General features: G+C 56.2%; 11 protein-coding genes. 8 read left to right on the forward strand and 3 right to left on the reverse strand.

The annotated features are described in order from the left end of the window. Window positions 1-2: 2 nt before the first annotated feature. The 3 genes from CU100_RS08780 to CU100_RS08790 are packed head-to-tail and all read left to right on the forward strand — an operon-like array spanning window position 3 to window position 3,217. Window positions 3-716, forward strand: coding sequence for an XdhC family protein (locus CU100_RS08780; protein WP_106716217.1), 714 nt, complete (start codon window positions 3-5; stop codon window positions 714-716). Further along, entirely contained in the window at window positions 713-2,332 is a 1,620-nt protein-coding gene (locus CU100_RS08785; protein WP_106716218.1) for an NTP transferase domain-containing protein, read from the forward strand. The genes CU100_RS08780 and CU100_RS08785 overlap by 4 nt, the downstream gene beginning before the upstream one ends. Before the next feature lie 9 nt (window positions 2,333-2,341). Then, window positions 2,342-3,217: an alpha/beta hydrolase family protein gene (locus CU100_RS08790; RefSeq protein WP_106716219.1), complete on the forward strand. Its 876-nt coding sequence runs from the start codon at window positions 2,342-2,344 to the stop codon at window positions 3,215-3,217. On the opposite strand, the gene CU100_RS27185 is transcribed toward CU100_RS08790, so the two are convergent. Beyond that, window positions 3,203-3,499: a hypothetical protein gene (locus CU100_RS27185; protein ID WP_245418973.1), complete on the reverse strand. Its 297-nt coding sequence runs from the start codon at window positions 3,497-3,499 to the stop codon at window positions 3,203-3,205. The two genes, CU100_RS08790 and CU100_RS27185, sit on opposite strands and share 15 nt — an antisense overlap. Between CU100_RS27185 and CU100_RS27190 the strand changes: the two genes are divergently transcribed. Then, the gene (locus CU100_RS27190) at window positions 3,432-3,764 is read left to right on the forward strand and encodes a hypothetical protein (RefSeq protein WP_407070324.1); all 333 of its coding nucleotides are present in this window, start codon (window positions 3,432-3,434) and stop codon (window positions 3,762-3,764) included. The two genes, CU100_RS27185 and CU100_RS27190, sit on opposite strands and share 68 nt — an antisense overlap. Before the next feature lie 49 nt (window positions 3,765-3,813). On the opposite strand, the gene CU100_RS08800 is transcribed toward CU100_RS27190, so the two are convergent. Further along, window positions 3,814-4,719, reverse strand: a complete 906-nt coding sequence (locus CU100_RS08800) for a diacylglycerol/lipid kinase family protein (protein ID WP_106717183.1) — start codon at window positions 4,717-4,719, stop codon at window positions 3,814-3,816. A gap of 66 nt (window positions 4,720-4,785) precedes the next feature. Next, window positions 4,786-6,054, reverse strand: coding sequence for a glucoamylase family protein (locus tag CU100_RS08805; RefSeq protein ID WP_245418975.1), 1,269 nt, complete (start codon window positions 6,052-6,054; stop codon window positions 4,786-4,788). Window positions 6,055-6,602: 548 nt separating this feature from the next. On the opposite strand from CU100_RS08805, the gene CU100_RS08815 reads away from it, so the two are divergent. The 4 genes from CU100_RS08815 (at window position 6,603) to CU100_RS08835 (ending at window position 12,684) form a co-directional block, all read left to right on the forward strand. Continuing rightward, window positions 6,603-7,082 carry a hypothetical protein gene (locus tag CU100_RS08815; protein WP_106716223.1) on the forward strand — a complete coding sequence of 160 codons (480 nt, stop codon included), beginning with the start codon at window positions 6,603-6,605 and terminating at the stop codon, window positions 7,080-7,082. 171 nt (window positions 7,083-7,253) lie between these two features. Then, window positions 7,254-9,875 carry a bifunctional lysylphosphatidylglycerol flippase/synthetase MprF gene (gene mprF, locus CU100_RS08820; RefSeq protein ID WP_106716224.1) on the forward strand — a complete coding sequence of 874 codons (2,622 nt, stop codon included), beginning with the start codon at window positions 7,254-7,256 and terminating at the stop codon, window positions 9,873-9,875. Next, window positions 9,872-11,254, forward strand: a complete 1,383-nt coding sequence (locus CU100_RS08825) for a virulence factor family protein (RefSeq protein WP_106716225.1) — start codon at window positions 9,872-9,874, stop codon at window positions 11,252-11,254. Before mprF ends, CU100_RS08825 begins: the two co-directional genes overlap by 4 nt. Before the next feature lie 410 nt (window positions 11,255-11,664). After that, on the forward strand, window positions 11,665-12,684 hold the full coding sequence (locus CU100_RS08835; RefSeq protein ID WP_106716227.1) for an iron ABC transporter substrate-binding protein: 1,020 nt from the start codon (window positions 11,665-11,667) through the stop codon (window positions 12,682-12,684). Window positions 12,685-12,749: the final 65 nt, after the last annotated feature.

The following is a 12,749-nucleotide window of genomic DNA, read 5'->3' on the forward strand; positions in this document are numbered from 1 at the left end:
ATATGGATCCCTACAGTCTGAAGAAACTCAATAAGGAGCGGCAAGCGCGTCGGGCAGCCGTGCTCTTGACCGATATCGGAGACGGGCGGGATCGGGTCATCAAAGAGGGCGATCCCGTCGCCGGCGCCCTCGGCGAAGCGGTAAAACGGGCATTCTTGTCGGGAAAATCGACGATCATCGAAGTTGATGGCCGCTCGTTCTTTCTGAATGTGCACGTCCCGCCGCCGCGACTGGTGGTGATTGGCGCTGTGCACATCAGCCAGGCTCTTGCTCCGATGGCAAGGCTATCTGGATACGATGTGGAGATTATCGATCCGCGAACGGCGTTTGCCACACCGGGCCGATTCCCGGACGTCAAGCTCTTTGCGGAATGGCCGCAGGATGCACTCGAAAAGCGGCCGCTCGACCCCTATACGGCGGTTGCCGTCGTCACGCATGACCCGAAAATCGATGACCAGGCGCTCGAGCGCGCCCTGAAGGCTGGATGCTTCTATATCGGTGCGTTGGGTAGTCGCAAGACCCACGCAAAGCGCGTCGAGCGCCTTGCAGCGATGGGATTTGGTACCGATGAGATCGCGCTGATCCATTCTCCAATCGGGCTCGATATCGGTGCAGCAAGTCCCGCCGAAATTGCCGTTGCGGTTATGGCTGACGTGATCAAGACATTCCGCACAAGAGGTCTGCAAGCTACCCGGCACTTGGAAAAAACAGCATGATTTTCGGTGAGGTCCCGCTTGAAGATGCGCTCGGGGCAATCCTTGCCCATTCAACTCACGCGGGTGACCTGAAGCTGAAAAAGGGCCACGTGCTTACTGAAAACGATATCGAGCGATTGGGTGCAGCCGACGTAACGCACGTCATTGCGGCGCGCTTGCAAGAGTCCGATGTTGAAGAAAACGAAGCGGCTGCGCGATTAACTGCAGCATTGCGATGGTTCGGCGTGCGGGCAGGGCCGGCAATGACCGGCCGGGTCAACTGCTATGCCGAGACCGCTGGTCTTTTCACAGTCGACGCTGACTTGATCAATGCCATCAATGCGGTCGACCCCTCGGTGACGATCGCAACACTGAAAGCCTTCGACAGGGTTGCGCATCGGCAGATGGTTGCTACCATCAAGATCATCCCTTTCGCCGTTGCGTCGTCAGTAATTGACAGGATCACGGAATTGGCGGCTGGTCGCACAGCATTCGAGGTTCACGGTTTTGCTGGCTCGCGCATCGGGTTGATCCAGACGACATTGCCGTCGGTCAAGACAAGTGTCCTCGACAAGACGCGGCGCGTCATCGAAACGCGCATCGCGGCCAACCATGGTGTCATGACATCCGAACTGCGGCCGCCGCACGCCAGGAAGCCGCTTGCCGAAGCCATACGCGAATTGCAAAAGTCGAACGACTTCGTGGTCGTGTTCGGAGCCTCCGCGGTAGTTGATCAGGACGATATCGTACCCGCGGCAATCAAGGAGGCAGGCGGAGCGATCCATCACATCGGCATGCCTGTGGACCCAGGTAATCTGCTGATTCTTGGCGAACTTGACGGAAAACCGGTAGTTGGTGCTCCGGGATGCGCGAGGAGCCCCAAGGAGAACGGCTTCGATTGGGTGCTCGACCGGCTGATGACGAACTTGCCCGTAACGAGGGCAGACATAGTCGGCATGGGCGTCGGAGGTCTGTTGATGGAAATACCATCCCGTCCGCAGCCACGCGACCCACGCCCGGCCACTGCGCGTGCCAATGTTGCCATTGCGCTGCTCGCCGCCGGTCAATCGACGCGTATGATGGGAGCGAACAAATTGCTTGCCACCTTCGATAATGTCCCGCTGATAAGGCGCTCGGCATTGACAGCAATCGAGGCGGGTGGGCGTCCCGTTATTGCCGTGCTCGGTCATATGGCCGAGCAATGCAGCGCGTCCCTGGACGGGCTCAATGTCGTGATCGCGCTAAACAAGCATTATGCCAGCGGGCTCGCATCCTCGCTGCAGACAGCAATCAGCAACGTACCGGCGTCGGCTGCTGGTGTGATGATGCTCCTGGCCGACATGCCAGCACTCTCCGCCATTGACTTGCAGATGATGATCAGGCGTTTTCAGGATTCCGGCGGTCAATCGGTTGTGAGGGCGACTTTCGAGGGCAAGCGTGGCAATCCCGTGATCCTGCCGAGAGTCATATTCGACGAAGTGTTCACGCTGTCAGGCGATGTCGGTGCACGCCATTTGATCGAGAGCGGCGATATCCCGGTGATCGACGTGGAGCTTGGCGATGCGGCCGCGCTTGACGTCGATACGCCTGACATGCTGCATCGAGCCGGTGGCACAATCGCAGAGCCCATCCAATAGGAACGTCGCTTGATCAGATCGTTTATCTTCGCAGTGCTGGCTCTCGCATTTCTCGGCGCACCCGCGTCAGCATTGCAGCTGGAACCTTACAAGGACGATCTCTTTGCTTATCCAGGGATCCTGAAGACTAGCGACGGAGGTGATTACGTCGTCCTCGACTACAATGAGATGCGGGATATCAATGGTCGCGACCAAGTACCGGAACGGCGCGTCAAACAGAATTACATTTCGCTGCAGCCAAAACGTTCCCAGAAGGACCTTGTCGTCAGGACGGATGGAGGTTCGACAAAGCTGATTGCGGCTGGCAAACTATCGGGCGCCTCTGTGATCACAATCTATCTGCACGGGCAAGGTGGCAATCGTCAGCAAGGCATGAACGATTTCACCTTCGGAGGTAACTTCAACCGCTTGAAAAATCTCATGGTTCGCAGTGGAGGGCTCTATATCACGCCAGAGTTCACTGACTTCGGCGACAAGGGTGAGAACGAAGTTGCGGGTGTGATAGATTATTTCAAGGCGCAGTCGCCGCAAGCCAAGCTGTTTGTTGCCTGTGGCTCGATGGGAGGAGCGCTGTGTTGGAAGCTGGCACAGGATGCCGAAACGTCGCGTAAAATCTCTGGCCTGATAATTCTCGGGTCCCTGTGGGACGAACACTTCATTGGATCTCCGACGTTCAAGCGCCGTGTACCGGTCTTTTTCGGCCATGGCAGCCGTGATCCGGTTTTTTCCGTCGACAAACAGCATGCATTCTATGAAAATATCCGCACTTCAGCGCCGGGTTATCCGGTGCGGTTTCACCGCTTCGAGGGCGGCAATCATGGTACTCCGATCCGAATGACCGACTGGCGGGAAGTGCTGAACTGGATGCTGTCAGTCGCGCCCTGACAGCTTGCTCGCACTTGTGGCAATAAAGTCCCATTGTGGCAGTTGTGCCACTAGACAAATGGTGAAAACCGAATAGTTTCCGGCCCATATCCCTTCATGCGATGAGAACTTTTCGGAGAGAACGATGCGCTTGCCAATTCTAATGAGTCGGATTGCTCCCTTGGTAGTCCTTGTTCCGCTAGCCGCATGTTCTACGACCGGCGCGCCAAGCCTGATGCCGACCATGCCGACATTTGCGCCCATACGGCCTCCCGTGAACGCTGCCTTGGCGGAACCCTGCATTGCGGCCGCTTCCTCCAAATATTTCATGGGTGAAAGTAACATCAAGGCTGTGGATTCTGAGGCTGTTGGCGGCGGAATCAATCACGTTCGCCTCAAGGTCGACATCCGCGACGCTATGTGCACGGTCACCGACAAAGGAAAAGTCCGTTCGGTCGTCGATACGATGCCGAAAAGTGCGGACCAGCTTGCTGCCGAAGAGGCCGCGGCCAAAAAAGCCGCTGGCCAAACGGCACCCGCACCCAAGAAAGCCAAGAAAAGCAGCTGATTGCACGACAGAGTTCATCCGAACGGCGCGATGAACATTGCGCCGTTTTTTATGGCTGATCTGGTGGAACGAGTACTTTCAGTTCGCCGGCATGTATCGCAATCTTCACGTCCTTGGGCAAAGGCACCAATTCGCCATCGATGGTCGCTTTTGCGCTTCGCCGGAGGTGCGGAAAATGCAGCTCGACTTCTTTTGCAAGAAATTCCTCGACGTCGGGATTGCGCCGCCATGATCCAGTCAGAACATTGAAGGCCAGCTTTATAAGCCCGATCGGTGTCAGGCGGCCGGCGATATAAATGCCCAATTCACCATGATCGACAGAGTCCGGTATCGGCAGCATACCCTGCCCATACGGATTATTCGCAACCGAGACAGCCGAGACCGTTCGCTCGGTTGCCGTCCCGTCGACTACCATGCGTACGGCAAAACGCGGCGGGTTGCTCACCGCTTTCGCAAATGCACGCAGGCTCGCAAGCTGCTTGCCCCAACGCGAGCTGTACTCCAGAGTATTGCGGAATTTAATCATCTGCGGCTGAAAGCCGATCGAAAACTGGTGAACGAAGCTCTCGGCATTTGCGGTGGAAATGTCTACGGATTTTATTTCCCCAGCCGCGAGGCTCTCCAGTGCTAAGTTCAAATCCAGAGGGATTTTCAAAGCGCGTGCGAACAGGTTCATCGTTCCGGCAGGCAAGATAGCTAGCGGCACGTTGGCTTTCCACGCCACGTCAGCGGCGGCGGAGATGGTGCCATCTCCACCCCCCGCCATCAGAACGTGTTCTCCGGTCTCGCCCGCAACCTTCTGAAGCGCCTTGACGATACTCTTCCCGGCTACGATCTCGCTTTCAAAAGTATGGCCATGCTTTTCGAAAATCTCTTTGGCGGTCTCCGCGAACAATTTCATGTCCATGGTTCGAAACGTACCGCCATCGCGATTGAAAACGGCATGGACTTTCATATCAGATCCTTGGTTGGAGGCTTCAGTAGACCAGACATGATTCATCGCCCCGTGAGGCGCAATGCCTCAGGTGCAATTTTGTTCCTGTAGTACCCGGATGTGAGGACTGGTGAAACCAAGGATTCGCAGCGCATGCTGTAGTTCAGGCGCGCTCATGAATAGCTGCCACAACAAGCCGCTTCGATAGTTTTCAATCATGGCGACGACCGGGCCCTGATTGATGGCGAGATAGGTCCTCGCGAACCAGTTACGCGCCGATGAAAAGGCATCGATGAAGCCAAACCTGCCATACATCTTGCTTTGTGGAAGCGTCGCGAAGTAGCGCAAGGCGCGCAATGTCTCCTCAGGCAGATAGGGAAGGCTGCTGAGCGCGGCTGTGGGCGCAATGAGACCAAAATCTGAAATGGGCGAACTTACCTTGTAGCCTCCAGGGCCGTGACTGGAAGTCAGGCCCCAGCAATGTTCATTGTAGCCGACCTGGTCATGGGGATTGTGGACGCTGTGCAGGTAGTTGATTCGGGCATGGCTGCAGTTTTGCAGCCAGTAGTCGGCATACTGATCCTTGAGGCCGCGTGGATCCAAACCACAGAATGAATAGTGGGCGAAGAACAAGGGACCGCCGTAGTCCGGACCGAGAGGCAGCGTTACGCCGTAATATGTCCGACCATTAAGAAAAGCACCATTCCCCGCAAAGCCTTGATGATAAATCTCGGCATCGATAGCGTGGTCGGGGGATGCGGCAGCCAATATGTAGGTTATCAACGCCTCATTCCAGCCCCGAATGGGTACATTGCGCAGCCAGTCATGTTTCGGACTGCGGTGCCAGTAGAGAACTTTTTCACTGGCTTTCACATGGGAATTCCACTGGACAGAACGCCAGATCTGATCGATCCGCGTCCGAAGGGCAGCTTCGACAGTACTCGAGGGCAAAAGATACTGCCGGACGCAAATCAGTCCCTGAACAAGGAGTGACGTTTCTACCAGATCTCCGCCATCGTCGACACGGTTGAACGGCACGGTCCTGCCATCTACTCCATTTATGAAGTGCGGGAAGACGCCGCGGTAGCGTGTCGTACGTTCAAGCGTCGACAGCATCCTGTCAAAGCGATCCAAGGCATCATTGCGTGTGATCCAGCCGCGCTCGATCGCCACGAGGATCGCCATGAATCCGAAACCGGACCCTCCAATGGCGACAAGATCGTTACTTGGATCAGAGGTTCGGCCAGACCGGTCGCGCGAGAGCCCACTTGGCGGATGCGCGCCATCCCAGAAGTAGCGAAAGCTGGCCTTTTGCACATGATCCAGGAGCAACTCGTCGCTGTCACAGACGGTCAATGAGCTTTGCCAGGCAAGCCTCTGGTGCATGGTTGGGCGGGATTCTCTCTATGGCTTTGTGCCGCTACAAATATAAGCCGCATCGGCAGAGCGACTGATCCTTAAAACTATCTAACCTGTAAGACGCAGATTGAGAAGATGGACATTGAATTTACCAGGGCGAATCTAAAAACGCATAGGGGATGAGCCTGTTTCAAGCCTTCATTGCGGGGTGCGGGATCGCTGAAATACGTGATGGGCTTATCAATACAGGTGCTTCGCCGACGAACTAGGACCAGGACACCCGCTATTTTCATGATCTCGAAAATAAATATTGAGCGTGCTTCCGACGTGATCAGGCGGTCGTATTTGCCATTGATGAAACAAATGAACCAAGCGCCCGCTTTTTCGGGCGATATTATTAGTGCATCGAACCTCTTCGACCGGCTAACGCCGGCTAAATATAATTTCCCGGCATTATTGATGTGAATCCGGCTGTTGCCTTTGACAATAAATGTTTTATCTAGGACAGCAGATAGTCATAATCTTGTCATCCAAGTTAGCGTCTCATGAGACATCGCATCCTTTTCGGCTCTTACCCGATCCCGCGTTTCGCGGGTATTGCCAGTCACAACTTTGTCGTCTGGACCGACGAAAAAGGTCGGCCTCTATATGAGATCAATGGTGGTGCGGCGAATGCCGACGGCAGTTTCAATTATTGTGCGATCCTGGGACCGCTGACCGCGGTGGTTACCGACTATGCCGATCGCGACCTGATTTATCGGCCCGAGTTCTATACCCGCCCAACTTCGCGTACGACCCTGCTGCTCGAAGGCAATTATGCCTCCATTGCCGATCGCTGGCGCGCTGCGGTCGACGTTGCCGAACAGATCCGGCATTCAGGGCTGCGTTATTCGTTTCTCGTCCAGAATAGCAATTCGGTGGCAACGGCAATCGCGAACAGCATCGGCGTAGCACCGCCGCGCACCGCGATAGGGCGCGTCAGAGCGCCGGGCAGCTATCGCCGATTGGCGCTCGATCGGCCCTGACAGGAAACGTTTTCCACCGAACCATGTCAGGAAACGGATTTTCGTTTCCTTATCTTGATTTTGCCATTGCGCTTGGCGCAATCCCGCCACTATCACAGGGCTAGTGACGCGATCCCGATTCCATGGTGAAGTCGGGATTGTTTCTATCCGTCTCTGGATCCGGAATACCTCATGGCGTCTTCCCCTGGCAATGACAAACAGGTCCAAAGGATCGAAGCTCGCGCGCGATCGAGATTGCCTTGGGGCAAGAAGACACGATCGGCCTTGTTTGCAGCTTTTGGTATTGCCGTCGCGATCCTCGGTCTACTGGTTCTTGACCACCTTTCCAGCGGCATTTCGATCCACGATGTAAAGCGATCGATTCATGCGATCCCAAGCAGTGTTCTGCTGATCGCATTGTTCTTTACATTCGTAAGCTTCGCGGCCGTTGCGCTCTATGATGTGGTTGCCGTGGAAACAATCGCCCCCGGACGGGTTCCGTATCATATCTCCGCCATGGCGGGCGGCGCCGGGTACGCGATTTCCAATGCGCTGGGGTTCTCCCTTTTGACCGGTGGCGCGCTGCGATACCGCGTCTACGCTGCCGAAGGCATCGATATTGCCGATATTGGCCGTATCATCGGCACATCCTGGATGGCGATCTGGTTTGCGTTCACCATCCTGATCGCGATCGCGCTCGTCATCGATCCCTCGAGAATCCCCTGGGTGGTGTCATTCGGACCGGTTGTAGACCAGGTGATCGGGATAATGGTTCTGGTTGCTGTGGCCGGACTCCTGTTGTGGCTTTCCCGGCGCGAACGGACACTCCGGATCGGCAAACTGTCTGTTCGCTTGCCTTCTTCCCAAGGTGCATTTCTGCAAATCCTGGCTGGACTGGTCGACGTAGCGGCCGCTGCTGCAACACTCTACGTCCTGCTTCCAGCTGGATCTGTGAATAGTATTCCAGCGTTTGCCCTCGTTTACGTCGTCGCGGTCGCTCTTGGTATCATCAGCCACGCGCCCGGCGGGATTGGTGCTTTCGAAGCAACCATTGTCGCGGGTCTGGGGCTTGGGCAAAATCCGGACGCCATAGCGGCGCTTGTTGCATACCGCGTCATCTACACCCTCATCCCATTCTTGATGGCGATAGCAGGTTTCGTGATATCCGAAGTCCTTCGACGCCGCCATCTCATCGCTGGTCCAACCATATCTGCGGTGCGCATGTTCGAGCCGCTTATTCCGCCGCTCGCGGCCGGCATTGCCTTCCTTGGCGGTATCGTTCTGCTGATTTCCGCAGTTGTCCCGGATCTGCACCATCGACTGGAGTTGCTTGCCGATATTCTGCCGATGCCTTTTCTGGAGATGTCCCATCTTGGCGCTAGCTTCGTCGGATTAGCCTTGCTGATCGTCGCGCGGGGCCTGGCGCGCCGTCTCTGGCGTGCTTGGTTCGTTGCCCTGATCCTCTTCAGCCTTGGCGCCATCTTCGCGTTGACCAAAGCCTTTGCCTGGGAAGAGGCACTGATGCTCGCCTTGATGGCCGGCACGCTTTTGCTGTTCCGCGACTCGTTTTATCGTAAACCGCTGGGCGAACATTTCAGTCTGTCCTGGGGCTGGCTGGCGAGCGTCGGTACAACCGCATTCGCAATCCTATGGCTCGGTCTTTTTGCCTACCGCCACGTCGAGTACGCGAATGAACTGTGGTGGGAATTCGCTTGGGACGCACAGGCGTCGCGCTTCCTGCGCGTATCCGTACTTATCCTGACGTTTCTCGCCGCGATAACGATCAATACGATCATCAATGGAGTTGGCCGAGGCAGACTGCGTGCACAACCCATTCCTGAATTGGTACCGGACATCGTTGCCGCATCCCCGAGAGCCTCAGACGCACTTGCTCTATTGGGAGACAAGCGCTTTCTGCTGGATCCCAAGGGAACGGGCTTTGTCATGTATGCCCGTTCGGGTGGAAGCCTGGTTTCAATGGGGGAACCGGTCGGTAGCGATGACGTGATCGCTGATTTGGCCTGGGCCTTTCGCGGCCTTGCAGACCGTACCGGGACAAGAACGGTTTTTTATGGAGTCGGACCAGAAAGACTGCCGCTTTTCCTCGACATGGGGCTGACCGCGTTGAAGCTCGGAGAAGTCGCGCGAGTCGATCTAAGCGACTTCTCGCTCGAGGGCTCCAAACGGCAACCTTTGCGCTATGCTGCGAGGCGCCTGGAAAAAGAGGGGATCAGTTTTGAAATCATCTCCAGGGGTGAAACTCCCGAGATTATGGAGGAGCTTCGTGCCGTCTCCGATGCCTGGCTGGAAATGAAATCCGGTTCCGAAAAGCGCTTCTCGCTTGGCTCCTTCGAAAATGCGTACCTTTCGCACTTCGATATTGCGGTGTTGCGAAAGGAAGGCGTGATCGTAGCCTTTGCGAATGTGTGGCGCGGAGCGGACAAGCACGAGATTGCGGTCGATCTGATGCGGTATGTGCCTGATGCGTCCAGCGTTGTCATGGATGGACTATTCGCCAATCTCCTGATGGCTGCAAAGAATGAAGGCTATCACTGGTTCAATTTGGGCGCTGCCCCGCTTTCTGGCCTCTCCGATAGTCATCTTGCCTCTCGATGGAACCGGATCGGTTCATTCATCTATCGCCGGGGCGCTGAGTTTTACCGGTTTGACGGACTGCGCGCATTCAAGGATAAGTTCGGCCCGAATTGGACGCCCTACTATCTGATTTGCCCCCCGGGGCTCGCTACGCCCCGTTCGCTGATCGATGCAACGAACCTGGTGAGCGGTAGCCCCTTCGAGGTTTTCAAACGATGAAATTTTTACGCCAGCCCTACGTTATCGCGATCCTTGCACTTGTCGTCGTCAGCGCCGGGCTCACCATTGCGCTTAACTATTTCCCACAGCTTGGTTTTGGGTCGTCTGGCGGCCGAGTACTAATCTCGTCCGAGCGCCTGAGCGACATCCCGTTGTTGCAGCCGGATGGTAAGCCTGCGGGTATTGCTATAGTCGTGTCGCAAAAAGGTGGTCTCGCGACTGACGACGTAGCCTTGACCAAGTTGCTGGTCGACCGCAAGTTTCTGGTACTCACGGTTGATCTGGAGAAGTGGCGCAAGGAACTCGATCAGGATACGGGCGATTGCACATATTTCGTTTCCGATCTTGAAGGCATAGCGAAGGAAGCGCAGCGCCGGGTCGCCGTTGAAACGTACATGCATCCGGTGGTTGTCGGCATCGGCGAGGGTGGTGTCATGGCTTACGCGTCGATGGCAGATGCTCCCGCCGCCACGCTAGCCGGTGCGGTCGTTGTCGATCCATCGGTTGCTCTCAAGACAAAGCTGCCGTCGTGCGAGGGTGCAGATTACGAAGCCGTGCCGGGCGAGGGGTTCAGCTATTCCTATGACGCTGATCTGCCTAATCCGGCGACCATCGTTCGGGATAAACCGGATGCTGACCCGAAAGGTCCACCGAGCGCCGGCTTCTTTCTGGCGCAGGAGAAAATAGGCGCGAGCAAGAACGAACGGCTGGTGATGGCAGCGGATGCTGCAACCGATATCGCCAAAGAAGACGCTTCTGCGGAAGCGCTGCCGATCATCGATATTCCCGCGGTCAATGGGCCAGCGAAATACCTTGCCATTTTCTTTTCGGGAGACGGCGGCTGGCGCGATATCGACAAATCGGTCGGCGATATAATCTCGAAAGAGAGCGTTCACGTCGTCGGCGTGGATTCGCTGCGCTATTTCTGGTCTCTGCGCAAACCCGAGGATATCGCCAAGGACATAACAAGGATCGTCGCCAAGGCCGACCCTTCCGGCAACCTGCCGGTCGTGCTGCTTGGCTACTCGTTCGGTGCCAATACGATACCTTTTTCCTGGCCGTTTCTGTCGAAGCAGTTGCAGGATAAGATCAGTCTTGTCGGCTTGATTGGTACGGAGGAAACCACGCCATTCCAAGTCTCTGTCGGCGCCTGGCTGGGACTCGGCGGCGATAATGAGGTGGCGCCTGCCGTGGCCAAACTCCCGAAGGAAAAGGTAGTGTGCGTTTACGGCTCGGACGAGGACGACACGGCCTGCACGGCTGCGGTGCTATCGGGGGTTCAGAAAATCGAACTTCCGGGCGATCATCACTACGACGAGAAGTACGATATACTTGCCGGCAAGCTGATGGACGCAGTTTCGACAAGGCAATCGAAGTGACGTTCATCACATGAACATGTGCAGGCTGCATACGGGCTTGAACGCTAGATCTTTGGCGTCAAGCCTCGCCAGCACACGGCTCCAGCCGGTCTGACGCCGCCCCGTTTACCAGAACAGCAGTGTTGCCAGGCTGCCGCAATAAGGTGCGCTTGCGTTATGGCGCATTTCAGGTGAGGGGCTCGTCGGGTTGTCGCTGACCGCATATCTGACAAGGGGCCGTTTGGCGGGGTGATATGTGAAAGCTCCGTGACAGCGGTTGGCACTGAGGCCGCGCGGCAACCGGAAGTAGAGCGCAAGCATGCACAATGTTCCAATTTGTTTGTCAGCGAGTATGAAGTTGACAGTTTTCATCATAAATGGTTATCGGATGTGAGTGCCGCTGTTCAAGCCGCATGTCAACGGAGGTCGCCATGAAGTTCTCTATATCATCCCTGGCTGGAGTTGTGGCTTTTGCCGCCGGTCTTGCGGGCTCAACAATGCTGGCAACAGCACAGAGTGAGTCAGAAGGTATTGTTGTCTACAACGCACAGCACGAAAGCCTGACCGAGGCCTGGGCAGCGGGCTTCACCAAGGAAACGGGAATCAAGGTGACCCTGCGCCATGGCGGTGACATGGAGTTCGCCAACCAGATTGTCCAGGAAGGGGCGGCTTCTCCTGCGGATGTCTACTTGACCGAGAATTCACCGGGCATGGCGCTCGTTGACACCGCTAACCTGTTCGAGCCTTTGAACGCGGATATTCTTGCACAGGTGCCAGAGAAATATCGTCCTGCCAACGGTCATTGGGTAGGTATCGCAGCCCGCTCCACCGTTTTTGTCTACGACAAGACCAAGCTGACAGAGGACAAGCTCCCGAAGTCTTTACTGGATCTCGCAGATCCCAGCTGGAAGGGCCGCTGGGCGGCGTCACCGTCCGGTGCTGACTTCCAGGCAATCGTCGGTGCCCTTCTCCAGCTAAAGGGCGAAGAGGCTACGGCTGCATGGCTGAAGGCAATGAAGGAAAACTTCACCGCCTATAAAGGCAACAGTACCGCAATGAAAGCCGTTAATGCCGGTCAGGTCGAAGGCGCTGTTATCTATCATTATTATTACTTTGGTGATCAGGCCAAGACGGGTGAAAACAGCAAGAACATCGCTACGCACTACTTCAAGAACGAAGATCCTGGTGCCTTCGTCAGTGTCTCCGGCGGCGGCGTCCTGGCTTCCAGCAAGCACAAGGAGCAGGCCCAGGCATTCCTGAAGTGGGTTACGGGCAAGGGCGGCCAGGAGGTCCTACGCGATGGTACATCCTTCGAATATGCAGTAGGTGAGGGTGCAGAGTCGAATCCGAAGCTGGTGCCACTTGCTGATCTGCAGGCCCCCAAGGTGGACCCGTCGAAACTCGACAGCAAAAAGGTCACCGACCTGATGACCAAAGCTGGTTTGCTCTAGCCGCAACACGCGGTCGGACCAACAAGTTCGCCAGCAACGTCCCCGGTGTTTCATCGGGGACGTTG

Origin of the sequence: Phyllobacterium endophyticum (assembly GCF_003010935.1) — a bacterium.
Classification (GTDB): domain Bacteria; phylum Pseudomonadota; class Alphaproteobacteria; order Rhizobiales; family Rhizobiaceae; genus Phyllobacterium; species Phyllobacterium endophyticum.

Excerpts from the sequence above, each read along its gene's own strand:
- CU100_RS08815 (WP_106716223.1), top strand. The coding sequence starts at position 6,603 with ATGAGACATCGCATCCTTTTCGGCTCTTACCCGATCCCGCGTTTCGCG.
- CU100_RS08825 (WP_106716225.1), top strand. The coding sequence starts at position 9,872 with ATGAAATTTTTACGCCAGCCCTACGTTATCGCGATCCTTGCACTTGTC.
- CU100_RS08785 (WP_106716218.1), top strand. The coding sequence starts at position 713 with ATGATTTTCGGTGAGGTCCCGCTTGAAGATGCGCTCGGGGCAATCCTT.
- CU100_RS08800 (WP_106717183.1), bottom strand. The coding sequence starts at position 4,719 with ATGAAAGTCCATGCCGTTTTCAATCGCGATGGCGGTACGTTTCGAACC.
- CU100_RS08835 (WP_106716227.1), top strand. The coding sequence starts at position 11,665 with ATGAAGTTCTCTATATCATCCCTGGCTGGAGTTGTGGCTTTTGCCGCC.
- mprF (WP_106716224.1), top strand. The coding sequence starts at position 7,254 with ATGGCGTCTTCCCCTGGCAATGACAAACAGGTCCAAAGGATCGAAGCT.
- CU100_RS27185 (WP_245418973.1), bottom strand. The coding sequence starts at position 3,499 with ATGCAGGGTTCCGCCAAGGCAGCGTTCACGGGAGGCCGTATGGGCGCA.
- CU100_RS27190 (WP_407070324.1), top strand. The coding sequence starts at position 3,432 with ATGCCGACCATGCCGACATTTGCGCCCATACGGCCTCCCGTGAACGCT.
- CU100_RS08780 (WP_106716217.1), top strand. The coding sequence starts at position 3 with ATGGATCCCTACAGTCTGAAGAAACTCAATAAGGAGCGGCAAGCGCGT.